18 protein-coding genes are annotated in these 24,382 nt (G+C 46.2%); 5 read left to right on the plus strand and 13 right to left on the minus strand.

Annotation, left to right across the window (positions count from 1 at the left end; translation table 11 throughout):
- Positions 1–293: 293 nt before the first annotated feature.
- Together JWH17_RS02565 and JWH17_RS02570 are read right to left on the minus strand one after the other, a co-directional pair.
- Positions 294–1,106, minus strand: coding sequence for a mechanosensitive ion channel family protein (locus JWH17_RS02565; protein WP_205220989.1), 813 nt, complete (start codon positions 1,104–1,106; stop codon positions 294–296).
- A gap of 9 nt (positions 1,107–1,115) precedes the next feature.
- Complete coding sequence (locus JWH17_RS02570) at positions 1,116–2,342, minus strand: hypothetical protein (RefSeq protein ID WP_205220990.1); 1,227 nt, start codon at positions 2,340–2,342, stop codon at positions 1,116–1,118.
- A 531-nt stretch (positions 2,343–2,873) separates the two neighbouring features.
- On the opposite strand from JWH17_RS02570, the gene JWH17_RS02575 reads away from it, so the two are divergent.
- Together JWH17_RS02575 and JWH17_RS02580 are read left to right on the plus strand one after the other, a co-directional pair.
- Positions 2,874–4,706 (plus strand): SLC13 family permease, encoded by a 1,833-nt coding sequence (locus tag JWH17_RS02575; protein ID WP_205220991.1) that lies wholly within the window; start codon positions 2,874–2,876, stop codon positions 4,704–4,706.
- A 98-nt stretch (positions 4,707–4,804) separates the two neighbouring features.
- A complete protein-coding gene (locus tag JWH17_RS02580) occupies positions 4,805–5,128 on the plus strand; it encodes a YajD family HNH nuclease (RefSeq protein ID WP_205220992.1) in 324 nt (107 codons plus the stop codon).
- Between the two features lie 496 nt (positions 5,129–5,624).
- Here JWH17_RS02580 and JWH17_RS02585 read toward each other — a convergent pair whose 3' ends face one another.
- The 9 genes from JWH17_RS02585 to JWH17_RS02630 all read right to left on the minus strand — a co-directional run bounded on the left by JWH17_RS02585 (position 5,625) and on the right by JWH17_RS02630 (position 17,271).
- On the minus strand, positions 5,625–7,316 hold the full coding sequence (locus tag JWH17_RS02585) for an FAD-dependent oxidoreductase (protein WP_205220993.1): 1,692 nt from the start codon (positions 7,314–7,316) through the stop codon (positions 5,625–5,627).
- A gap of 484 nt (positions 7,317–7,800) precedes the next feature.
- Positions 7,801–7,935 carry a hypothetical protein gene (locus JWH17_RS02590; RefSeq protein WP_205220994.1) on the minus strand — a complete coding sequence of 45 codons (135 nt, stop codon included), beginning with the start codon at positions 7,933–7,935 and terminating at the stop codon, positions 7,801–7,803.
- 201 nt (positions 7,936–8,136) lie between these two features.
- Complete coding sequence (locus JWH17_RS02600; RefSeq protein WP_232370841.1) at positions 8,137–9,444, minus strand: glycine/betaine/sarcosine/D-proline family reductase selenoprotein B; 1,308 nt, start codon at positions 9,442–9,444, stop codon at positions 8,137–8,139.
- A gap of 11 nt (positions 9,445–9,455) precedes the next feature.
- Positions 9,456–10,772 carry a glycine/sarcosine/betaine reductase component B subunit gene (locus JWH17_RS02605; protein ID WP_205220997.1) on the minus strand — a complete coding sequence of 439 codons (1,317 nt, stop codon included), beginning with the start codon at positions 10,770–10,772 and terminating at the stop codon, positions 9,456–9,458.
- 327 nt (positions 10,773–11,099) lie between these two features.
- Positions 11,100–11,198 (minus strand): DUF1330 domain-containing protein, encoded by a 99-nt coding sequence (locus JWH17_RS24525; protein WP_205220998.1) that lies wholly within the window; start codon positions 11,196–11,198, stop codon positions 11,100–11,102.
- A gap of 5 nt (positions 11,199–11,203) precedes the next feature.
- The gene (locus tag JWH17_RS02615; RefSeq protein ID WP_205220999.1) at positions 11,204–11,371 is read right to left on the minus strand and encodes a DUF1330 domain-containing protein; all 168 of its coding nucleotides are present in this window, start codon (positions 11,369–11,371) and stop codon (positions 11,204–11,206) included.
- Between the two features lie 329 nt (positions 11,372–11,700).
- Positions 11,701–12,030 (minus strand): hypothetical protein, encoded by a 330-nt coding sequence (locus JWH17_RS02620; protein ID WP_205221000.1) that lies wholly within the window; start codon positions 12,028–12,030, stop codon positions 11,701–11,703.
- A gap of 166 nt (positions 12,031–12,196) precedes the next feature.
- Positions 12,197–15,727, minus strand: coding sequence for an SEL1-like repeat protein (locus JWH17_RS02625; protein WP_205221001.1), 3,531 nt, complete (start codon positions 15,725–15,727; stop codon positions 12,197–12,199).
- Positions 15,728–16,290: 563 nt separating this feature from the next.
- Entirely contained in the window at positions 16,291–17,271 is a 981-nt protein-coding gene (locus JWH17_RS02630) for an arsenic resistance protein (protein WP_205221002.1), read from the minus strand.
- A 445-nt stretch (positions 17,272–17,716) separates the two neighbouring features.
- On the opposite strand from JWH17_RS02630, the gene JWH17_RS02635 reads away from it, so the two are divergent.
- Complete coding sequence (locus tag JWH17_RS02635; RefSeq protein WP_205221003.1) at positions 17,717–17,989, plus strand: DUF4242 domain-containing protein; 273 nt, start codon at positions 17,717–17,719, stop codon at positions 17,987–17,989.
- 607 nt (positions 17,990–18,596) lie between these two features.
- Positions 18,597–18,959: a hypothetical protein gene (locus JWH17_RS02640; RefSeq protein ID WP_205221004.1), complete on the plus strand. Its 363-nt coding sequence runs from the start codon at positions 18,597–18,599 to the stop codon at positions 18,957–18,959.
- 164 nt (positions 18,960–19,123) lie between these two features.
- On the opposite strand, the gene yccS is transcribed toward JWH17_RS02640, so the two are convergent.
- Positions 19,124–21,265 carry a YccS family putative transporter gene (gene yccS, locus JWH17_RS02645; protein WP_205221005.1) on the minus strand — a complete coding sequence of 714 codons (2,142 nt, stop codon included), beginning with the start codon at positions 21,263–21,265 and terminating at the stop codon, positions 19,124–19,126.
- Positions 21,266–21,841: 576 nt separating this feature from the next.
- Between yccS and JWH17_RS02650 the strand changes: the two genes are divergently transcribed.
- Complete coding sequence (locus JWH17_RS02650) at positions 21,842–23,809, plus strand: aminotransferase class I/II-fold pyridoxal phosphate-dependent enzyme (protein ID WP_205221006.1); 1,968 nt, start codon at positions 21,842–21,844, stop codon at positions 23,807–23,809.
- Positions 23,810–23,878: 69 nt separating this feature from the next.
- On the opposite strand, the gene tsaA is transcribed toward JWH17_RS02650, so the two are convergent.
- Positions 23,879–24,364, minus strand: coding sequence for a tRNA (N6-threonylcarbamoyladenosine(37)-N6)-methyltransferase TrmO (gene tsaA / locus JWH17_RS02655; protein WP_232370842.1), 486 nt, complete (start codon positions 24,362–24,364; stop codon positions 23,879–23,881).
- Between the last annotated feature and the right edge of the window lie 18 nt (positions 24,365–24,382).

Consider the following 24,382-nt stretch of genomic DNA (forward strand, 5'->3'; position numbering starts at 1 on the left):
TATGTAAAGTCGTGGTCAACGAATATAACCGTCTCTCTTTCTTTCCGTGAAAAGACAGCTTGACTGACGACGTTTCAGAGATATTGACACCTTCCTGCCGGTAAGGCAGCGAATAAGCAAAAGTAAAGGCCGAATCAGGGAAAACGGGCCCAATTATTCGGCAGATGCATTAGGGCATCTTGAATAATAGCTTTTTCTGCCAGTCTCGGCGTTATGCTTCGTTTTTTCAGGCGCAAAGGCTGGTTGTAGAGGTGCCGGACGGTGCAAAAAATGAGGAGGGGCTGTCAAGGTAATCAGCTGTCTCTTTGGGCAAGGGAAACGGCAGTGGTAAATTCCACACCTCTGTTTCGTAAGGCAGCTTTGCCCCGTATGGTCAAGTCGGTGATAAAGTCAAACTGCTGGAGCGGTTCAACCGGATATGCCTTGAGCCGATAGTGGGTTCCCCACGGTTTTTCCTGCACAATGACATTGATCGGCTTTTCGATTTGTACAAAAGAACTTGTTAAGGCGACGTCGTGCAGCACCTGTTTAACCTGTGCTGCGTCATGGTTGGGGTGAAGATAAAAATCCGCGGCGCACTGCAGGTCCTGGCTGCCGTCATTAGCGTTGAAAATGAGCTGGTCCCAGATTTTCAAATGGGGAATAAACACAACGGTATCATCAGGGGTGACGATCTCTGCATTCCGCATATTGATAGTTCTTACTTCTCCGTATGCTCCGTTGATTTCTATCCAGTCGCCGGGGCGATAAGGGGCCTCGTACAGCGTTACTATGCCCGCAAGCATGCTGCTGACATAATCTTTAAAGGCGAATCCCAAGCCAAACCCCAGCAAACCCAGCAGAACCGTCAAGTTCTCAACGGTGGGTTCAATGACTGAGGTGATAAACAATATCAGGCCGGCAAGTATGATGAGCAGGCGAAGAATCGGTATGGCGGAAAGAGTGTAAAAGCGAAAACGACCGGCTAACCTTTTGGCCAGCCATGCCAGGGATCGTGATGAAAGTATGATCAGCAGCCATGTACCGATCACAATCAGTGCCAGCTGAAAAACGTCAGCTGCTATCAGAGTCCGCACGATTTCGGCGGCAGCAACGGAACTGTCCATCCTTTTCTCCTAAAACTGATCAACCAGGTAACGACTGCTCTGGAGGAACTGGCGTACAGCCGGATATCCCAGCGGTGTAACCTGCCAGTCTGCATTATCCCTTTCCACCAGTTCATATTCTTTCAAACGGTACAAGGTCGCCAAGACGCTTTTTTGCGGAAGTGGTAACAGCCGCTGCAACACCTCCTGGGTAAGTCCGCTATGCAGGAGGAGTGCATGCAGGATAAAAGCTTCATTACAGCCAATGTCCGAAGGGAGCGATGGAAGCTTGAGCTGATTCCATGGTATGATCCAGATAGTTTGCTGCGACATATCAGCCTGTTCCGTACCTAGGTGTTCCTGCTGGTTTTCACCAGGTTCGGTCTGCATGCTGCTACACCATATTTTTCGGGTAATGCCGAAATTGCCGCGGCTGTAAGCTGCCACAATCTGCAAGAAGTTGCTGTATTCCACACCAGTATCGTGCTTTTCCGGCAGCGGCAGTACGTATCGACCGTCATCTGATAGGCGAATAAGCAGCCGGCCTCCAGTGGAAGCATTTATCAATCCCTGAAAATATTTGATCAGTCTGGGTTCATCAAAAGCCTGCAATGTCATGACTGCAGGAGTTGGGCCGCTCCAGAGGTGTTGAATAAAGGCCCACGCCCAGCTGTCGCAGCCGATAATCACCTTACCCATGTTGCCGGAGCAGGCGTGGGCGATAAATTGGCGAACAAGCTGCAGGCCCTCTGCATGACGAAGGTAAACTTTCTCCAGGTTGGGTAAAACCCAGGGGCCGGCACCGGTGACTTGGCTGGAAAGCCATCCACTGTCTCCGGTGAGTATCTGCTCTGGAGCTGGACTATCCAGGGTGCGCCAGGATTGCATTTTTGCCAAGGCTTGAAGTGCTTCGCTGTTACCACTGTAAGGTGCGCCGACGATAACCATCACAGGCGCACGGTGAACATCTTTATCCAGCCAATCACTCATGGCCGTATTCAGAGCCGAGGCCGAATCTCTCCAGTCCGGAATCGGTGCAATGGTTTCCAGGAGGCACTCAGGTAATGAGGACAGTTTTTCTTGAGCTTTGAGCGGGAGACTCTGGCTGGGCATATCACGCTGAAACAGCCGACGAAAAGATGCAAACCGTACCCTTGCACTGTAGGTAACCGGCGTGGTCGGAAGTTGGTAGTCAGCAAGCTGAACGTATTGCCAGGTGGGTTGGTCAGCTTTATCGGCAGCAGAAGAGGAAATCATCAGTGGTTCCGTATGTAGCGTTTAAACGACCTGGCTGTTTGAGTACCAGGCAGTTGGTTGACCATTACGGGTGGTCATTTTCAAGTGTCTTGTGTACGCTCTGCTCTATCAACATTGAGGAATAGCTGCGAACCGTGGTTTGTTTGATTTTATCTGTCCGAATACTGATGGTCTCCCCTTTGTGTTCAAGTCAGTGGGGAAATGTATGATACAGATATCTCTTTTTTTATTACTCATAACTTACTGTAACCGCAATGAAAATGATTTGCTTTCATCCCTAGGTTCACACTTTTGAACCAATCATTGGAAATAAAGCAACGGCCTGCCGGAAAGTGGTTGCGAACAAAAAAAGATATGCTCTGGAATTTTACTGCTTATGCAGGACTGCTGATAGTTGAATTGTTAAATGATATTGTTATACTTTCCTTCTAAGGTGGAAGTTGTTGTAATCACCTGATCCTATCTCTTCGCCGGGTGGCAGCACCATAGTGCATGCATACGCTTTTAACTTTTTATTGAGGTGGCTGATAAATGAACCTTCCTTTGCCCCCGAACCCGCATGCCGTTTTTGTCCTGGTGCTGACGGCCTTTGCCCTTATCCTGTTCAGCAGGGAGAAAGTGCCGCTTGAATCGTCAAGCCTGCTGGTCTTGGTTGCCCTCATTGTCGGGTTTGAGATATTTCCCTTTGCAGAAAATGATACTGTCATACATGCTGTCGAATTTTTTTCCGGTTTCGGCAATGAGGCGCTGGTGGCTGTATGTGCTCTTATGGTAGCTGGGCAGGGCATACTGCGCACGGGTGGACTGGAGCCGGTGGGACGCTTCCTCGCAAAGCTCTGGAAAAGCAGTCCGAGCATATCACTGCTGCTCACACTGCTTGTGGGCGCTTTTATAAGTGCCTTTATTAACAACGTTCCTGTTGTGGTGCTGCTGCTCCCTGTCCTGATTAGCGTATCCCTGAAAACAAAATCTCCGGCTTCGTCGGTGCTGATGCCCATGGGCTTCTCAACCCTGTTGGGGGGAACCTGTACCACTATAGGCACGTCAACAAACCTTCTCGTAGTCTCGGTGGTAGCTGAAATGGGGCTGGAGACGTTTGATATGTTCGACTTTCTTCTGCCGGCGGTGCTTTCCGGCAGTGTAGGAATAACCTATCTCTGGCTTATTGCTCCACGGATGATAACCAAGCGTGATATTGCTATAACCGACGGCACGCCGAGAATATTTGCGGCTCATTTGGCCGTGTTAAAAGATAGTCCCATTGTAGGTGCCCCCCTGTCAAAAGCTCTGGAGCTTACAGATGGCAAGATGAAGGTGACAGCATTGGAACGGGGAGAAGATAAGCTGTTTATCCATCAGGATTTTATACTCCAGGCAGGAGACCATCTGGTGATAAGAGACACCCCCGTCAATCTTAAAGAATATGAGAAACTGCTGAAAGGGACGCTGTATCCTGCTGACTCAGAAGATATTCCCATTGACGATGATCACCCATTAATGGCCGATGATCAACAGCTAGCCGAGATTGTTGTTACAGAAGGATCGCCCCTGAACGGCACCACACTGAGTAATTATCGTTTTTCTGATCGTTACGGTTTGATCACGCTGGCACTTCATCGCACGGGGAAAAAACTCAAGCGAATCCATAAAGAAATAAGTGATATCCGGCTAATGAATGGTGATATTCTGCTGGTGCAGGGGCCGCGTGAACAGATATCAGAGCTGAAACAGCGCTCTGAGGTACTCATTCTTGATGCTACGGTGGATCTGCCCTTTTCAAAGAAGGCACCAGTGGCGATGTTTATCATGAAAGGTGTTATTCTCACGGCTGCCTTTGGCTTGTTGCCTATTGCCGTCAGCGCGACCTTAGGTGCCTTGCTGATGATTTTGACTGGGTGCTTGAGTTGGCGAGATGCAACTAGAGCCATGAGCGCGCAGGTTATCCTCATTGTGGTGACCAGTTTGGCGCTGGGCGCAGCAATGCTCAAAACCGGCGGCGCCGACTATCTGGGCTCAGTTTTCGTGGCCCTGGCAGGGAATGCATCGCCTGCTTTTGTTATAAGCGGTTTGATTTTGATGATGGCGATTTTCACCAATATCATCTCCAACAACGCTGCCGCAGTTATAGGCACACCAATAGCCATTTCTATTGCCGGTCAGATGGGGCAGCCTCCTGAAGCTTTTATTCTGGCGGTACTATTTGGAGCAAATATGAGCTATGCCACTCCAATGGCTTACAAGACAAACCTGCTGGTCATGAACGCGGGGGAATATACTTTTTCTGATTTCCTGAAAGTCGGCATTCCCCTTGTTTTTATCATGTGGGGAATGCTCTCCTTTCTGCTGCCGCTGCTCTATTTGTAAGGAGTACATATCGGCGTCATGAAGGCTGTGATTATCCCTGAATATGTGGCGCTCGAACAAGGTAGTGAGCTGAACTCCTTTGTTGGAAGGAAAAAACTATGAAGAAACTCGATTATCGAAATCAGGCGCTTAAGCTGTTTCCGTGGGTCTGCGGCAAATGCGGCCGTGATTTCTCCGGCAAAAATCTACGAGAACTAACAGTGCATCATAAGGATCATAATTACCGGAACAACCCGCCTGACGGCAGCAATTGGGAACTGCTGTGTATCTACTGTCACGATAACGAGCACTCCCGCAATTTGGACGCTGAATGGCTTCCCAGCCTGGATTCAGAGACGGAAAACACCGTTACCACAACTCACAGTCCTTTCAAAAATCTTAATACACTCGTACAAGGGGGGGAAAAGAAGAAAAAAGAGTAACGCGGGCTGGGTAAATATATCCTTGTCTTGCAAGTGGGTTAACACAAAATTGGTGGGAGACTGGGAGGCTGCTGGTTTAAGAAGTTTTGCAGTTGTAAACGCACCTAATAAGAGACCGATAAAGGTTGTCGGTGTTCGTTGATAATGCTTGCACCAGCCCGAAGGGCAGTCCATGCGGCACCATCTTTTTCAGTATTTTGGCAGTAAAAGGTAAGTGCAGACTCCGGTAGCCTATTATAATCTCCCACCAAAAGCCTTGAACCCGTCACCGCCTGGACTGATGAGAAATCCGGCCTAGCGCCATTCGGGACAGGCTACGTTTAGCGAGCGATTGTCAGTCTCGCTAAACCTTGCCTGCCCCTGTTTACGTTCAGCCAAATATCACTTTTCGTCAAAACGTTTGTGGCAACAGCGGTGCCGGTCGATGCCGATACTTTTTCGGGCATCTTACTTGCTGAAATCCGAATTGGAAGAAGCAGCCGGTCACCTCATCGATTTACTTCTCCCTGGGATAGGGCCAGGCCATGATACCGCCTTCCATGACCTTGACATCCTTCCAGCCGCGATTCTGCAGCAGCCGGGCTGCCTCGTAGCCACGCAGGGAGATCTTGCAGTAGCAGATGATCTCTTGATCCTTGTCTTGGGGAAGTTCGTCGAGGCGGTCGCGCAGTTTGCCCATGGGCATGAGCATGTTGCCGCGGCCGATGCGCATCTCTTCATATTCCACAGGATCTCGAACATCCAGTAGAAACGGTTTTTCTCCGGCTTCCAGCTTGTCATGCACCTCCACACAGGACAGGCCCACATAGAGGCCGCGCATTTTATTTTCCAGAATGTGGGCCGAAGCGATGAAATGGTCCAGCGCCAGGGAGAACGGCGGTGCATAGGGAAGATCCGCGTTGACCACGTCGGCCACCGTCAGATTACCCATGATAGCCATGGCACCCTGGGCAACCTGCCGTCCCACGTCACCGGGCCCCACGCACTGGTAACCGAGGATACGGCCGGTCTTGGCGTCGGCCACCATTTTGGAGATGAGTAGCTTGCCGCTCATGAACCCCGGCTTATCCAGGCTGGCATTGACAGAGGCAACGATGTCCATGCCCAGAGCTTTGGCAGAGGTTTCGGACAATCCGGTAGCACCGGCGTTGTAATCGAACACCTGGCAGATGCCGGTATTGATGGTGCCCGGAAAGGTTGCCTTGTTGCCGAGGACCACATTCTCGCCGGCCACACGGCCTTGGAGGTTAGCCAGGTCACCGTATGGAGCCAAAGTCTTTTTGCCGGTGATCCGGTTAACGGTTTCAATGCAGTCACCAACTGCATAAATATCCGGGTCTGAAGTCTGCATGTGTTCGTTGACCAGAATGCCCCTGGTCTCGCCAAGCTCCAGCCCTGCCTCCTGGGCCAGCTTGCTATTGGGAGCAACGCCGATGGCCATAACCGCCAGCTCGCAGGATAGTTCAGCGCCGTTGGAAAGTTTCACGCCGGTCAGCACGCCCTCCTCGCCCAGAAACTCGGTCACGCCCACATCGGTGAGCACGTTGGATGCCTTGCTTTTGACGTGATTCTCAAGAATCTTGGCCAGATCCCAGTCCAGAAATTTGAGAATCTGGGGCAGCATTTCCACCACGGTGATCTGAATACCCGCCAGCTGCAGGGCTTCGCAGGTCTCGATGCCGATCAGGCCGCCACCGATAATGACAGCCTTTTTGACCTTGCCTTCCTCGCGTACCTTTTTCAGAAAATCGGCATCCTTCATGGACTGCAGGGTGGTGATGCCCTTGAGATCCTTCCCGGGCAGGGGCGGAATGCGGGGCACGGCGCCGGTGGCCACGATGAGCTTGTCGTAAGCAAGGGACTCCTCTTCACCGGTGCGCAGATTACGGCAGTTAACTTTTTTTGCTTGCCGATCGATACCGATCACTTCGGTTTCCACTTTGGCGACGATGCCCTTGGCCCGCTGGAAAAAGCCTGGATCGCGAACCACGCCCGTGGGGGTGGCCAGGAGCTGGTTGCGGTCCTCAAAGGTGCCGCCCACGAAATAGGGGTAACCGCAGGAGGCCATGGACAGGTCCGGGTCCTTCTGGATGATGGTGATCTCGGCGTCGAGATCCAGTCGACGGGCGCGGGCTGCAGCCTTTGGTCCGGCTGCGGACCCTCCGATAACGATAATTTTCTTGGCCATGAATGCCTCCTCAATGGCTTGTAGGTATAGTATTTTGCCAGGTTTTGGGGTTATTTATGAATCGGGCCTGGTCCCGAAATCACGAAGCGGTTGTCTTTCTTACGGGATGCTGTCTCGCCGGGACGCGTAACAGATGCATTGATCAGGAGGGGATGGTGATGGTGATAAGACTTCGCCTTTCAGCGAGACGCACAAAAACCGAGAGAGCCGAAAAATAAAAGGTAACCTCTCCCCATTTTCATCCTCTCGACACCCTACCAAGCGGCTTTCTTCCTGCAAAACAAGCACGCCAGCAAAAGAGACTTGAGCACATCCGCGTCAGTGTACCGCAAATATCGAAATTTAAGTTACAAAACAGGACGTAAAATGTCAAAAATATTATCAGAATCTATCGTTATCCCTGTTGCCGCAGGCGTATGACGAAAAATGCTATTTGACAGGTGCTGTGACAATTTTGAACCAAGAAATTCATTGGTCATTTTGTTCAGTAACGCCTTGGGATTCCCTCTGCAGTTAATCGTTTTAACACCTCCTGAGCGCCTGGTACCGGCGCTTCTCCAACGTATAATACACCATCGAGGTCGATCAGGAGACCGCCAATACCTTTTATTAATGGCATAATCTAATATCTCTTTTTGGGGTCGAACGTTATGAACTGAGCGCTTATGCTCAGTTCATAACAATACCGCCGCGTGCAGCGAGGCGCCATTCAATTAATCGAAAGTGGTCTGGTCTGAAGAAAGTAAGAAAAAACCTCTTAAGACCTGGGTAAAAACTTTATCCCTTGCCTGGGTTCTCCCATATCGGTAGTTACAAGAGGTTAAACCGCAAACACCGTTTGCTCTTGAATATCGGTCGTCAATCCTTGCAAGGCAATGCCTACCCTATGATGTCTTACTTTCCATTGCTCTTCTTTCGAGGTATTCGGATCTCCCAGTGGGTGGGGGATAGAAATAGTGGGAACAATCCTGTTTGCTCCGGTATTTTTTGCCACGAGAACTAAATTTGCCATTTGCACGATTGGAATGCCGGCACGCTCAACTTCTTTGACCATCGTTGCACCGCAACGAGTACAGGTTCCTCATGTAGAAATCATTATTGCTGCATCTACATCTACAGCAAGCAGGTCCTCGACTATTTCTCTACCCATTCGCGCGGCATCGCTTTGAGTAACACCAGTTCCAACTGTTGAATAAAAGAATTCATACAGATGGCCTATCTTCCCTTCTGCCTCATAGGCCCTTAACACATCAATCGGCACACATATGTTGGGGTCTGCGTCTATTGCCGTGGGGTCATAGCCCCCATGGATGGTTTTGAAAATATCTGCTTCCAATCGTTCCATTCCCTCAATACTGTATTTCCCCCATCTTGTAGCAGAAGCTGAGCGTATGTGATCAGGATTATTTACGGGGACAACCCCGCCGGAGGTAAGCACGGCGATTCGCGCTGTTGCCAGGTCCGATAACGGCGGTGCAATTGGAACATTATCTCTCTTGGGAACGGGCAATTCCGACTCAAAGGGTTGATCATGGATTTTTTTCAACAGCATGTCGACAACACGATCAGCTGCACACACTTGGTCGTCTCTCCAGATTTGGTGTCGGTTCCCACGGGCATGATACCCTTCTTCCTCTGCTGTTCCCAGCGGTTGATTTGTCAGTATTTTATCAGCATACACAGCGAGCTTTTTGAGATCTTCATCCATGGCTATGACACTTTCGCCACCGGAAAAGATTATCAACTCCTTTTTATACAAATCCACACCGGGATTTTCCGTATGCATGGAGGTTATTACAGGAACGGAGAATGCTTCATGGACAGCTTTGTTGACCGCTCCGCATGCAAGCCCGTATCGTCCTGCTTTAAAGGCCGGACCGGAAATGAAAATATCAAACTCTTTATCAGAAAGCAGTTCTAAAATCTGTTTTACGGCTTCCTCCTCATTTTCCACCATATAGTTATCGCCGCATACGACTGTATGGGTTACCTCGGCATGTTGCAGTTGCCGATTCAACTCCTGAGCAGGCCCAATTCCCCCTTCTTTGATTGCAGGTTGATGACCTGCAGTGCTTTCGCCGCCGATTTGACCAAAAAATTGATTCAGGTATACTATCGCTTTTTTCATGGCTCAAGCCCTCAAAATTCTTTCACTGTTTTTGTCGACCAACCCACGACCTGGTCACCACAGAACATTGCATTATTTTCCATAATGATCGAACCGTCCGGCCTGACGGAAGGGCCTAATAACTCGTCATCCGCCCAGCCGCCTGACATCCCGTCTCTTGCGAGTGCCTGTAAATTACCTAATACAATCTTTGCAGGTGGTAACTCGATCAACTCGGATACATTGCCACAAGAAACAATGGCATCTGCCTTTTCATGCATATATACCAACGGCTGACTCCTTCCGTCTTTGCCGGTACATTCATTGGTCAATCCCACGGTTTTGATTCCCGCATCTTCCAAGGCGACAAGACAGGACGTAAAATCTGTATCCGGATTTCCATATCCTTCTTCCGCTACAATAGCTGCGTCAATACCCAGGGTTTTGGCCATATTGACGACAAACAGTGTCGATCGCTCCTTTTGATCGGATTCGACATTGAGATTGGAAAGAATTACTCCGATAAAATTTAATGTCTTGCCATGCTCTTGATACAAGCGCTTAATCATTGGAAAATTTTGAAAATCATATGTCGACCATTTGGAGGAACTGGGCATAAAACTGCCCGAAACCATTGCACCGTCAAGAATTTCATTGGGATTAATGAACGTTGGGACCATATGATTGCAGTCCCAGCCATAGCATAAGGTGTTGTAGCCGGGTTTTTCCATTTGTGACTGGACCTGCAACACCAAGGCTATCTTCGGCAACGGTATTACCCTGTCGGCAACTGGTACCATTTCGTATTGTTCCATTTTTTCCGGTTCCATGGTCTTTACCGCAGAACCTATATATTCTGCCAGCCTCAATCCGGCCCGGCGCAAGGCACTATTTTTCTTTTGAAGTTCTTTTTGTTCAAACGCTTCGTCCGTATCTGCAACAAGGACAATATTATGTAGTTGTGAAAAGTAGGTATATTTTGCCCCTTCACCCCCCATATCAATCACACCGTCCTGATACCCGCCCCACTGTTGTCCTACCACAACGACACTACACCCTTTGAGAGCATGCGTAATCCCCTCGCCGCATTGCACCATTTGTCCTGTAACTCCAGGGAAAAGCGGTGCTCCATCGAGTTTAATCCGAGGTTCAACGGCATCTTTGACAGGGAGCAGACGAACATCGTCGCCCGGATGGACAAGATAGAGATCTGCTTCGGTTATATGGTCATCTTCGCAGACAACGGCTAAAGCCTCGCTTTTGTTGATGGTCAACAGGCCTTTTTTGTATGATGTATTGGCCCCGAACCGGATCTCTTGAACAAGAAAATTACCAATTGTGAACTTCAAAGTCAGTTCCCCTCTTTCTTATCAATGAGTTTATTGCGTTACTATAAACATTCCGCGATAAAATTTGTGCTGCTCTGTTTGTGCCATCTCTCTTTTCTATATAGTAAATGCAAGGAGGAAGGGTGCCTCTTTATGGGCAATTTTCTGCAACAGGTATCACCCACGCCCCAACTAAGAGATTATATCGTCCCTTTGCGACGGCAGATCATCGTATTGGACCGGCTCAAACAAGATGCCCCACGTTTGCAAGAAAAACACCCTCAAGTGGACTCAGGCAAAACAACCCTACGCTGATTCAGGCATCTGGAAGCCTTCGGAAAAGGCGGCTCAACCATCTGCTGAAGCGTTGAGTCTCATGTGCTTTATTGTATGATACTCCGGCGAGTTAAGCCGTTTTTTCGCCGACTCTTCAGATTCAAATTTCAAAACTATTACGCTAGGAGCAGGTGATCCTCCCTCCCTTCGACAACTTCGACATCGTCATTGATGACAAGAAATTCACAGCCTTCCTTGAGTAACAGGGGAACTACCGTTTCTCTATATTTTGCCATACCTTCAGCATCAGTTATTCTGAAATTTCCTACAAAATATGTTGCCATTTTTTCCTTCTTTAAATCTTGACATGATGTGGGAACAACTCGCTTGTTACAGTGCCACCTAAAGACAAATGTGGAAAGTCTCATTTGAGCCGGCATGTCATTTTTTTGTCAGTAAAAACAATTTTTTAAATGCGTATGTATATATTTTTTCTTTCCCGCCTAAGCAGTATGACCGTGCCGATCGTCGGTTTCATTCTTGTTGACAATGTTAACCATATCAGGAGATATCTTGGTTTTGTAACGCTATTCAAGAGGTCGACAAATCGTCCGCTTTTTGGACGGTTTGGGTCGCCTTTCTATGCATTTGTTGTGCTCTCCTTATTTCAATTTTACCGATCACCATTAAATGCTGGAATTCCTTCTATCCAGGGCTCAGCCAAAATATCGTCAATGTTTCCTTCGTGAAAACACTCCCATAATTGACGAATCTTTTCCACCTCAAGATCTTTCATATGATAATAATGGTGCTCGTCATCCTCCAAATAGACCCATCCATTTTTCACTATATCAAAATGAAAAACGCCATCAGTGATCGAAATTTCGGGAAGTATTTCGGGAAGTTTTATGTCAAGAAATACATCATTTAGTGTTTTGTCCAAAACACATTTTTTTGGGTTTTTTGTTTCATTCCCCCAACGGTCAGTCATGATAATAGTCATGTTTCTTCCCCACTTTTTTTTGGTGCAAATACCATTTTCAATTTTAACTAAGTCATGACTAATAGGAGATATTTTGACTTTAGAAAGATCGACTTCTGAGGACTTTGCACAAGAGGAATGAGTCTAACAGAGATTTGACCCCTTTGTACACAATTGTAATGAGAAATTACTTCCCGTCAGTAATTGACGTTTTCACTTGTTCCATATTTTTACAACTCTTTTTATTTCCCAATTTGCACCCTGCTTCATAATAGGTCAATGCTTTATGTAAATCTATTTCAGTATCTTTCCCATATCTTAAAATTCTGCCTGCATTGTTACAGCTAATACCATTTTTCAGATCGCAGGCTTGGGTATATAACTGAAGCGCTACAGTTTCATTTTTTTCAAACCCATTACCTTGCTCATAGAGCCAACCCAAATTATTACAGCCACTGCTACGACCTAACTCACAAGCATGCTTATATAAGCTTCCCGCAAAAACAGAATCTTTACTTACCCCTCTTCCATGTTCAAACATCCAGCCTAAATTTGAAAAACCCGACGCCGAACCCAAAATACATGCATTCTGAAATAAGCCTACAGCAATGCTATCATCACCTTGTACACCTATCTTATTTTTATACATCCAACCAGCACTATTACATGCGTCTTTATTTCCAAGCCTACATGCTTTTTTATATGCACTAATTGCTTGAAGCTCATCTCTTTCCTGGTAATTGCTATTTCGATGTAAATTTCCTAACTCGTTACACCCATAACTACTCTCCCCATTGCATGATTTTTCAAAGTAGTTCAGAGCCTGATCAAAATTTTTCTCAGTTCCTTTCCCGTTTAGATACATTATCCCTAAATTCGAACAACTTACATTATTCCCTTGATCACACGCTTTATGATACAGCTCAAAGGCAGCCTCTTCACTCTTGGTTACCCCATTTCCCTTTTCATAGAGCCAACCCAAATTATTACAGCCACTGCTACAACCTAACTCACAAGCACGCTTATATAAGCTTCCCGCAAAAACAGAATCTTTACTTACCCCTCTTCCATGTTCAAACATCCAGCCAAGTTCTGAAAAGCCCGACGCCGAACCTAATATACTTGCATCCTGGTAGAAACCTACAGCAGCAGCGTCGGACGGGGGTACTCCAACTCCCTTTTTATACTTCCACCCAGCTTCCAAACAGCAATTTGCGTGATCAAGATTACAGCCTTTTTCATAATACTTTACAGCTTCTGACAAATCGATTTCCATTAGTGTCATATCTTCATATATTTTAGCAACCTCAAAACAGCTATCTGCATACCCTAGCTCACACGCTTGCCTTATAAATAGTTGCGCGGAATCAATGTCTTCTTCAATACCTCTGCCATTCTTATAGCACCACCCAAGGTTCCTGCACCCAACAGGACTATTTAACTGACAAGACTTATCGAACATTTTAAACGCCAAATCATCATCTTGATCAGTGCCCATCCCGTCAAGATGTGCTAATCCCATCAAGTTGCAACCACCTGCATCGTTACCCTTACAAGCCTTTTTATATAAACTAGCCGCTATTTTCTCATCCTTCGCAACTCCAAGGGCAGATTGATGCATTTCCCCCAACTGCTTACAACCATGACCTCCTTCAAGGCCACACCCCTTTGTATAAAGTTGAAGGGCCTGATTATAATCTTTTTCAACCCCTACCCCATTTGCATACATATTTCCAAGACGAGCGCAAGCTGCTCCAAAATCTTTATCACAAGCATTTTTAAATAAACCAAACGCGATATCTCTATTGATTTCAACGCCTAAACCAGCCATGTAAAGTGATCCTAAACTAGTGCAACATACGTCATCTCCCCCTTTACACCCTCTATCAAAAAAATAAGCCGCCAACTTCAAATTCTGAGTATCAGCATCACCTTCACCAAAGTAAGTGTTTCCTAAAGCCGTATTAAAAGTAGTCCCACTAATTTTTTCTGCTTTTGTAAAATATTCGTTTGCTTTTGTTTCGTTATATTCGAAAACAACACCCATAATTGACCTTGTCCCTAAAAGCAAACAGGACTCCCAATGATTAGAGTTACATGCATACTCTAAATACTTAGTTGACTCTTCAATACTTATGTCAGTATTTGGCCCAATAATTCCACCAAGTAAATAACAGCCTTTTAGATACTCTAAGCGGCAAGCATATTTATAATATTGTACAGCCTTTTCAATATCTTGTTCGACACTTAGCCCCTTCTGATAAATGTCTCCCAGCAGATAACAAGCATAACCATAACTTAAACCACAGGCCTTGTTGTAAAAGTTGATTCCTTGATCAATATCCTTATTTACATTTTTCCCGCCGAAGTACATATGGCCCAAGTAAGCACATCCTTTTGACTCAGACAAATCACATGCCTTCTTAAAGGGAACCACAGCATTTACATTATCTATTTCATCATATAAAATAATATTCTCCCCTAGTGCCACACAGGAGAGGCCATAGCCACTTTCACAAGCTATTCTGTGATAATCGATAGCTTTCCCAATATTAACCGGTACTCCTTCCCCGTTTTCGAACATTTTCCCAAGTCGATAACAGCCTCTTTCATCATTTACCGAACAACTTTCCTCAAAGTATTTTGTCGCTAACAAGGTATTTTTCTTCACCCCTGCGCCATTTTTATACATCCAACCTAGATTTAAACACCCACTACCTTCGCCACTTTCACATGCTTTTTTCCATAGCTTTTTAACTTTATCAGAGTCTCCTAAATAATATGAGTTAGCTTTTTGCATGCACAATTGTAGGTCTATACCTTCGCAAATCTTGGTTAAATAAGAAAATGCTTTTGTCTCATCATTGGTTAAGCGATAAACTGCCGGGCAGGTACTTGGGAAATAAGTGCACCATAATTCATTAAAATCACGATCTTTTATACAAGCATAAACGATCAATACACCCATAAAGGTAAAAGCAGCCGCTATTAAAGCTATCTGCTTATACGGATCGCCTTCAATATTAAGAATTTTCTTCAGGAAGGTCTTGTAAAAGAGCATCATAAAAATTGTGGAAATAAAATATATCCAAGCTAATAAAGACGTAAAAAAAGTTGAATAAAAATATATTGAATAAGAACTGAAGACCCCGGCCATTTCAGCAAAAGAGACAACATTTTTACCGATAACCAATAAATAAATATTAATTGATACACATATTATCAAACATGAAACAACGACATCAACAATCAGCAATATAATGTGTAAAAAAAATGAGTCTATTTTTTCAACTTTGGAAAGCAAATATCTACTTTCTAACAGTGACACATAATCAGGGACTATATTAAGTATCGCTCCAAGGAACAGAGCTGACAAAATACTAATGTTTTCTCCAACTCTAGGGCCAACACTAGCATCACCAGCAGAAGAGAATAAAAAATAGAAAAATACAACAAAGGTAACTGAAGCTATAGAAGATGCTAAAAAACACCTGATTGAGAAATGCTTCTCCCCAAAAATATTATCCATCCATAAGCAGAAAGATCGAGCCCAATTGTCTTTGTAATCACCCCACAGCCAAAACGTGACATCTTCCTGTATTTCCTTACCAAGGTGCCCACCCACAAATCTAATGGTAACATATATAAATACGGCAGCAAGTAACGGGAAAAAAATAATAGGTGGCAGCAAGTCACCAAAATTATTTAAAAATTCCACTTTTTCACCTATGATACGGCAACAGAATAAAATGTAGCAAAAGACTAAATTCTACAATTAGCGCATAAAGTATGAACAAAGAAAAGGGGGCAAGTCTTCGCTTGACTCATCTTGGTTGTACAGTGCCCCCAGGAGTCGGTTTTTCTAAAGTCAACATATTTCCACTAGATATTGACTGTCCTGTTGTCGGAAAACGCCAAGAATGACCTGAAGCAATTGCAATCTCAAATGGAATTTTTGTGACGTATCCATGTGAGACGAACTGTTGTTTCACAATCCTACACTTGTGTCGTAAGAACAATGGGTTACATGGTACTTCTCTCGCTTGTTAATTTCAAATAAATAATAAAAATATCAGCTGTTTGGAAAAAGACGGTTGGCAGTTGATTTACTTGTCACACTCAGCCGGATTAGAGGACCTGCCTCTTGTTTGCTGGTTGCGTGGAGGGAACCGAATCTCTTGAGGATTTTGATAGCAAGAAGCGACTGTAGCCATAAAATTATCAGTAACAGCAAGTTCGTGTTTGCTGTTACTGACGAACTTTTGATCAGTTAGCGCATGCCTATTCTTTGGCAGGGCCGAAAACGCGATCAGTAAACTGGACATACCAGGCAGCAGACTGGACCTGGATAATGTAGGAAACCGCAATAACCAGGGCCGCGTTGGCACCGGCCTCGCCAAAGGCATTGATCGCAATCGCCAGGGCGATGGAGAGGTTGCGCATCACGGTTCCGTAGACCAGGGCTATACCGTCTTCTCGACTGAAAAAGAATTTTGCAATAAAGGTGGAAAGGGAGAAGTTGAGCAGGTAGATCAACAGCAGCGGCATAAAAATAAGCAGCAGCAGCGAAGGCTCGCTCAAGATGGTTCGTGCTTTGAGCGCCATGGCTACAAAAACGATGCCCAATACGCCGACCGTGGAAAGGGCAGGGAAGCGCGGAGCAATGTTTTGCTTAAAACCTTGGGGCGTATATTTTTTGAGCAGATATTGGCGGGTGGCAAACCCCAGGGCCATGGGCAGGAAAACGATAAAAAGAATCTGTTTGATCACCATCATGATATTGACATCCACTTCCGCTCCTAACAGTGCAAGCACATAAAAGGGCGTGGCAATGGAACCTAAGGTGAGGCCGATGATGGTCATATTGATGGCTGCCCCCATGTTCCCCTTGGCAAAACCGGTCCAGGAGATGGTCATGCCGCTGGTGGGGAGGAGCGCGGCCAGTAAAAGCCCAAGGGCCAGATAGGGTTGATCAGCAAAAAAGAGGCGCCCGAGTGCGTAGGCAACAAAAGGGATGATGGCAAAATTAATAATCTGGGTCACCAGCTGTAGTTTGACGTTCTTCAACCCATGGAGGAGGTGGTTGATATTCAAGGTGACCATCATCGGATAAACCATGAGAAAGGTAAGCGGCATGATCAGGCTTTTAAGGCCAACAGTTAGGCCGGGATCGGTAACACTGCCGAATAGAAACCCGGCAACGAGCATGATCGGGATGGCCTTGATAAGATTTTTATGGACTTTGAACAGTGCTTTCCACATAGTGACTCCATGTATGAGCCCGTTGATTTACTGTCTTTTTGCCCAATCTCTTCGTTATGCTGAAAAAATAATCCTCGGAATATCAAATGTATGCCTGTGGTTATTTTTTCAGCATGCCTTGATCTTGAACGAAAACCCTAGTAAATCAACAGACTCATGTATTACTTGAGAGGGATTATTAAGTGAACATATGCACAATTAATTCCAGGGGTGCCTGTTGTCAAGCAATGTTTAACAGGAAGGCTACCTATCCAAAATAGAGAAAAATTGGAGACTGATGAGAAATTCGGGCTGATAGGCATTGTGGAGGAAGGCGTTTCTGTGTACATAGAAACGAGGTTCGTGTCGAAATCTTTTTCGATGGGCATGGGTATTTTTCCGGTACCCGTTATGCCGCCTATAATAAAAAATGAATAGTTCTATTCATAACAACGAGGATGTTTGCATGCCAAAGTACATAATTGAACGTGAAATCCCCGGAGCCGGGAATTTAACTGCTGAGGAATTAAAGTCTATCTCTCAGACATCGTGTGGGGTGTTACAGGAAATGGGCCCAAAGATCCAGTGGGTTCAGAGTTATGTAACCGATGATAAGGTGTATTGCGTCTATATTGCACCGGATGAAGCCTCCGTACGCAAACATGCTGAGCAGGGCGGTTTTCCAGCCAACAGCGTCGCTGCTGTGCATACAATGATTGACCCCACCACTGCAGAATAATTCCATGGCGTAAGCCATTTTGTTCTCCCTGCAAGGGCACCTTTTTCATAGAAAGGTGCCTTTTTTTAGGGACGTATATTTCCCCTCAACTCTCTTGCCGCGCGATTGAATCAAAGAGACCTCTGGCCATGGGGACTTTGATCCCTCCCTGCACAGCCGTTAAACTGCCCATTTTTTAGTTGCACTCTTCCGCCCGGACTTGAAATAGCAGCCATGGACGTTCTCTGCATTGGAAAACGGGTAACCTGATTGCTTCCTCTCCTTCACTGTTTATATTTTGATGGCGTCGTAAAAGTACGATCTACGGTGTTACAGGTTTTACCCGAGGCTTTGACATACCATATGTATAGTCAAAGCCTCGAGCAAAACACTGCGCCTTGTATATCAAACTTTTGTACTTAGCCATCTTTAGTGAGTGATGGACTTTTTACGAGTCCATCATATTTTAGATTATCATAAATGAATGCCATTTAACCCGATCTCTCGGATTATGGCTTACCTGAGCTCGAACTAACTTGCTAATAATTCAAAATATCCTTAAGGTCTATAGACATCGTAGAAGCACATCTTTTCGAACTAATTCGATAACAGAAAAGGGAGGAACGGTATGAGCACACAACTATCTTTCACCAAGGTGGAAAAGAAATTGCTGCCTAAATTTCGGGAGAATATTAACACCGCCGAGTCCACTGAAGATGTGAAGAAGTTTTTCAGCTATACTATACAGGATTTGCTCGCTGAGGTTTTTTCAGGCAAGCACTCTCCTGCCTACGATGATGCTGTTTTGGAATGCGGCAAAGAACCCTGTTTTAGCCTCAGTAGAGCTGTTCGCAGCCTGGAAGATTACGACCATACTTGGGATAATTCCGATCTTTCCCACATTATTGAGCGATTTGCAGTCATTGCTGAACGTCGTCACAACCATCTAGAGAAAAATCCGGAAAAGACGGAATCTAAAATACGAAACTAATTGTTTAATGGGTCAGGACAATTAACCTTCGTCATTTTTCATTTCACTCTGACCCATTAAATGAGGGTTGGTTCTAATTTTGATAACCCCACTCAGCCAGTTGGTTCTACGCATGTTCGCTTCGATGTAAATTTGACAGTTTTGCTACTGTCATCCGTCAACGTTTACTCCCTGCGGGACGTAAACCCATTGGCTAATTTGAGTAATTGTTCGGTAACATCGGCAATATTGTAGAGCGATGTAAATTGTTGTTTTGGAATAGGCTGGCTGGATCCACGTATGCTATGGCGTATTTGTTTCAATATATTGATTATCCGAGTATTTCCCAAAGTTTTTCCAGTGGTTATGGATAGGCTGGTTTTCTGTAATTCCCCAACTATATCATTTGCCAGGTGAGCTATCTCTGGAGAGAGCGCTGTGTGTTGATCACGGTGCACGCCAAAAGCGGAGATGTAAGCAAGTAAAGCGTGGTTGAGATAGGTTAAAGTAAAAGCCTGCTGCCTGAATTGTTGTCTGTTGCGAGGCTCAAACTGCATGTCCTGCCAGGCACGTACCAATGCGTTATCAGCACGATGGGCCTCTCTGCGGGCGATCCGATATGGCAGATCATCTTCTCCTGTTGATTGAAGGTATTCTTCTAAAATGGCTTGGAAGTAGGACGTGTTTTTTGAAATTGCCTCTGCAATAAGAGCAGGCAATCGTTTGTACTGCCAATTGGGCCAAAGAAGACGTACGGAAATAATCGCGAGAGCCGAACCTATAAGCGTATCAATTAATCTGGGTAACATGATGGACGACGAACCTTTACCTGCCAGTAAATTGAATGCACACAGCACAAAAATAGTTATGAACATTACGGAAACAGAATAATTGCGGAGCTGCCAGAGAGAAAAAGCATAAGTTGAAACTAACAAAAGGAGCAGCTGTCCCTGAATAGTCGGCAAAATTTGGATAATGAGCACCCCGCCTACTACGCCGAGAATGGTACCTAAAATACGTTGATACAATCGTTGCCGGGTAGCACTATAGGTTGGCTGGCAAACAAATAGAGTCGTTAGAATGATCCATTCCCCCTTGGCAAGAGCAAAAATTTCAGAAATAGTAAATCCAACCAGGAAACAGAGACCCAGTCTAAAGGCATGGTGCAGGCGCGGACTTTGCCAGTCAAGCAGTTCTTTTGCTCGCAGCATAAGTGAGCGATTATCTTTTCTCAGTTTCGGTGTCAGCAGGCGTTGGCTGTCTTCATGTAAATTTTGCAGGGAAAGGTGGGAGCGAGAAAGGTTTCGAACTATCATCGCCACTGGTTGGTCAGGGGCAATGTCATGTTTTTTTAACTGATCGTTTAAAGCATCAACCATCCAACCCAGTGAGATCGGATGGATGTAGGTTTTTCCGGCAAGTAAGCTTTCGGCGAATTTTTTACAGGCATGTGAATACTGGAGCAGCGTGTGACCTATCCCTTCCAGCAAAACCCGGTTGGCTTGGTCACTGCTGAGAAGATCGTATCGTTCATGGCTTGATGCCGCTCTTTCGTGAAGGTTTTGCAGCAGCATGAAATACCTCATGTAAGGCTGTAAGACCGTCTTATCATCAATGGAATCCCCATAGCTGTTCAGCACTTCTTTGCAGCCATCCAGGGCACCGACTACCTGCACATTTAAAAGGGCTAACTGGTTACGAATTTCTCCCTGCTTATTTTTATCACTTGGAAAAAGGCCGGCTTTAACCTCAAGGTATGTAGCAAGGGCGCCAAATCCGCGGGCCAAATGCTCATCGAGTGCACGCCAGGGATTTAAGTAGAGCAAGTACAATGAAAATAAACCATAGAACAGGGCACCCGCAGGTAAAAGAATAGGCTGCCAATACCAGGCAGGGCTCAGTGTGATAGTGAGCATAGTGTAGAGTCCGATCAGTTGGGCGCCAAAGGTTACGCCACGATACCGTTCTCCGAGGCTGCCAATAAGTACGAAGGCAATGGTGGAGGCAAAGAGACCACATCCCAGTAAAATTGGATATGGACGGAGCAGTTCTACCGACAGGCTTGATATGGCAAAGCAGATGACTTTGAGGGCCAGTGATTTCATCCGTCCTTTCGGATGGTCATCGGTTTCTGAAAGAGCTCCGGCCAAGGCCCCTAGAGCGAGGGTTATTGCGAAAAACGACTCACCCAGCAAGACGAAAGGTGCCGTCAGCACGCCTATGGCTATTGTGACCTTGATTGCCCTAAGCCGGTCAGGGGAGGTAAGGAAATAATGAGTGAGCGATTTTTGCCACGAAAATATCTGTTGTTTTAAAGAAGTGCTCATTGGGTTGATAATTCATACTTGTTGGAGTTTGGGGAACTGGTATAGCTAACCTGTTTTTCCAGCCTTTTATTGTTCCTGTTCAGCCAGTAACAAAGAATCACGCTTTACCCTCGATCTTGGACCTGTCTTAGAGGTTGGAAAATACGTTGGTCCTCACTACGAACAGATACCCTGAGCCATGATTATAATCCTCGGGTTAACCGTAATACAGTACACAGGTGGATTGCGGTTTACCAATAGAAGCAATTCTTAATCCATTTTTTACTGTCAATAGTCTATTATCTGTAAAATCAGATTGTTACAATCTGGTAGGCGCAGGCAATATGAAGAATGGCAGTACATTTATGTTGGTTTATGTAAAATTATGTAGGTTTCGGGTAAACTGTTCAGCAGTACTCCACCCCCTTGTTGCAGGTGTCATACTTCTTTACCCAATGCAAGCGATGCTGCTGGAAACGTATCTGTCCTGTGGGGTATAGATAGGTTCAGCCGTTGAAATGTTTGCATTAACCAGATAGTATCAGAACTGGGGACACATAAGGTTATTTCCGTTCAACAAAGAGGTGCTCTCTGTCTATGAATTTCCTATCGAAAACACCACCGTCCGAACAATTTGAGCTTTCACCCATCAAGGCTATGGAGCTTGCGGCTTCCCGTGTGCCTGATATGGTTTCCCTGGCACAGGGGATACCGAGTTTTCGTACTCCTGAACGGGTTATCGGTTTTGCCCAGGAAAAGATCGCCGCCGGCCTTTGCGATAAGTATTCCCTTACTACCGGTCTCACCGAGTTACGGGAGGAGATCGCGTTGTCCCTGGAGACAGAAGGGTTGTCGTATGATCCGGAGCGGGAGATTTTGGTCACAGCAGGTTCCATCGAGGGGATTACCGCTACCATGCTTGCCTTTACCTCGCCCGGTGACGAGGTGCTGCTGCCAAGTCCTTCGTATGCCTCTTACCTGGGTGCCATATCCATTGCCGGTTGTGTGCCTCGCTATGTGGAGTTGGATGAGGAGAATAATTTTGATTTTCAGGTAGAGAAGATTAAGCAGGGGATAACCAAAAAAACAAAGTTGCTCCTTTACTGCAGCCCTAACAACCCAACAGGGACATTATTTTCCCAGGAAAAGACCAGGGAGTTGGTGGAGATTTGCAGGCAGCATAATCTGACCATCCTCATTGATGAGGTGTATAAAGATTTCTACTATGTAGATGAACCACATTTCTCCGCCACCCAGATTCCCGAAGCCAGGGGGATGATTGTCCGCGCCTGTTCTTTCTCCAAGGCCTATGCCATGACTGGGTGGCGGGTAGGTTTTGTTCATGCCGATAAAGACAGGATCAGCCGTATTGTTAAATTTCATGATGCCATGGTTACCTGTGCTCCTGTACCGGCACAGTATGCTGCCATTGGTGCTTTACGCTATGGGGCTGAATTTTTAGAAGAGTTCCGGGTGGAGTTCAAGAAAAGGCGCAACTATTGTATTTCCAGGCTGGATGAACTCTCCCAGGTGATGGACTATCAATTGCCCAAAGCGACCTATTTTGTTTTTCCCCGCATAAAGGATATTGTGGAATATGCTGGAGACAGCCACCGGCTTGCCTATGATATCCTGGATAAAGTAAAAGTGGCCACTGTGCCGGGAGTGGCTTTTGGCCCTTCAGGCGAATCCCACCTCCGTATTAATTTCGGACGGGAGATGTCGGATTTGGAGGAGGGCTTTGACAGATTGGAGCAGTATTTTTTCCATCGTCAGCCCAGGCAGCGGCCACGCAAAGTAGTTGCTGAGCAGGCAAGGGTAATTACGCCGCTGCCAGGCAAGGCTGGGACCAGTCCTTCTTGGTCCGGAAAAGGAGCGCGGCTGATGCTCGCCCATGCCAGTCGCCGGTATCTCAAGCGTAACCCGGCGCTGGTGATCGGCATTACCGGCATCAAGGGCAAGACCACGATTAAGCGAACGCTGGTTGAACTCCTTGGTATCTGCCATCACACCAGAGGGGCTCAACTCTCGTACAATACCGAAGTAGGGTTGCCGCTTTCTATCCTGGGCTTGAAAAACCCAAAGACGGTATCTGAAAAAATAGGTTTTCCCCTGTTGCTGACAAAGCAAGCCTTATGGGGGTGGGAGACCGCAGAGGTCCTTATTTTGGAATACGGGATTCGCTCACTCAAAGATGCCGAAATACTACTTAATATTGCCGTACCGGACTGGCTCATTATCAGCGGGGTAGAGGCTGATCCGCATCTTGATTATAAGGCGATTTGTAAGGGGATAAAGTATATCGCTGCCTCTCTGGAACCGGAAAAATTGCTCTGCATCGGCGATGATCCTTTTGTGAGCAGCATGGAGCCGGTGCAGCAATCACCGCATGTGCTTCACGATAACCAGTTGGCTGACGGCCAGCTTTCTACCTCGAAAAATAACTATGCTTGTGGCCGAGAAATTGTGGGCACCAATGCTGCCAGAGCGTTGATTGCAGCAGTGACCATGGCTGAATTACTCTCTACACCTGCAGAGAGTATCCGGAGCTTTCTTCAAGGCTGAGCAGAGCGGGCACCTTTTTTTAAGGTGCCTGTCCATGCCATTTTTCTAGTTGTTACGATACGATTGAGATTAGAGAAAACGATTATCCGAGCGTCTGGCGGCAACCGTTTCTTCGTCTGCTTTCATCCATCCGGATGTACTTTGTTCTACTGAATCAAAATTATGGATGTAGGGTTTGAGGTCCAGCAAAGGGGTTTGGTCGACCGTATCAATGCCGGTGACATGGAGGATATTGTCGTCGATGCTGGTTAGTTGGACAATGGAGATACCAATGTGATTAGGACGCAACGGGGAACGAGTCGAAAAGACGCCGCGAGGAACCGTATCCATAAAGGGCGTGACGGTCAATTCGGTACGCTGGGCCAGATGAAATTGGTAGAGTAAGTAGAGGTGACTGAAGCCTTCCAGGTCTTTTAGGCCTTCGGAAAACTGTGGATAAACCTCTATCTTCCCTCGTATTTGAGCCGCTCCCTTTGGTTGGATAGGGGCGTTTTTCGGTGAGTCGATGGGGGTGTGAATAATGCCGATGGGAGCAATGGTGTTTATGGTGTCCATAGGTAGCGGAAATGGTTG

This window comes from Desulfogranum marinum (genome assembly GCF_016918565.1).
Taxonomy (GTDB): Bacteria; Desulfobacterota; Desulfobulbia; order Desulfobulbales; family Desulfobulbaceae; genus Desulfogranum; species Desulfogranum marinum.

Excerpts from the sequence above, each read along its gene's own strand:
- JWH17_RS02565 (WP_205220989.1), bottom strand. The coding sequence starts at position 1,106 with ATGGACAGTTCCGTTGCTGCCGCCGAAATCGTGCGGACTCTGATAGCA.
- JWH17_RS02570 (WP_205220990.1), bottom strand. The coding sequence starts at position 2,342 with ATGATTTCCTCTTCTGCTGCCGATAAAGCTGACCAACCCACCTGGCAA.
- JWH17_RS02575 (WP_205220991.1), top strand. The coding sequence starts at position 2,874 with ATGAACCTTCCTTTGCCCCCGAACCCGCATGCCGTTTTTGTCCTGGTG.
- JWH17_RS02580 (WP_205220992.1), top strand. The coding sequence starts at position 4,805 with ATGAAGAAACTCGATTATCGAAATCAGGCGCTTAAGCTGTTTCCGTGG.
- JWH17_RS02585 (WP_205220993.1), bottom strand. The coding sequence starts at position 7,316 with ATGGCCAAGAAAATTATCGTTATCGGAGGGTCCGCAGCCGGACCAAAG.
- JWH17_RS02590 (WP_205220994.1), bottom strand. The coding sequence starts at position 7,935 with ATGCCATTAATAAAAGGTATTGGCGGTCTCCTGATCGACCTCGATGGT.
- JWH17_RS02615 (WP_205220999.1), bottom strand. The coding sequence starts at position 11,371 with ATGGCAACATATTTTGTAGGAAATTTCAGAATAACTGATGCTGAAGGT.
- JWH17_RS02620 (WP_205221000.1), bottom strand. The coding sequence starts at position 12,030 with ATGACTATTATCATGACTGACCGTTGGGGGAATGAAACAAAAAACCCA.
- JWH17_RS02630 (WP_205221002.1), bottom strand. The coding sequence starts at position 17,271 with ATGTGGAAAGCACTGTTCAAAGTCCATAAAAATCTTATCAAGGCCATC.
- JWH17_RS02635 (WP_205221003.1), top strand. The coding sequence starts at position 17,717 with ATGCCAAAGTACATAATTGAACGTGAAATCCCCGGAGCCGGGAATTTA.
- JWH17_RS02640 (WP_205221004.1), top strand. The coding sequence starts at position 18,597 with ATGAGCACACAACTATCTTTCACCAAGGTGGAAAAGAAATTGCTGCCT.
- yccS (WP_205221005.1), bottom strand. The coding sequence starts at position 21,265 with ATGAGCACTTCTTTAAAACAACAGATATTTTCGTGGCAAAAATCGCTC.
- JWH17_RS02650 (WP_205221006.1), top strand. The coding sequence starts at position 21,842 with ATGAATTTCCTATCGAAAACACCACCGTCCGAACAATTTGAGCTTTCA.
- tsaA (WP_232370842.1), bottom strand. The coding sequence starts at position 24,364 with ATGGACACCATAAACACCATTGCTCCCATCGGCATTATTCACACCCCC.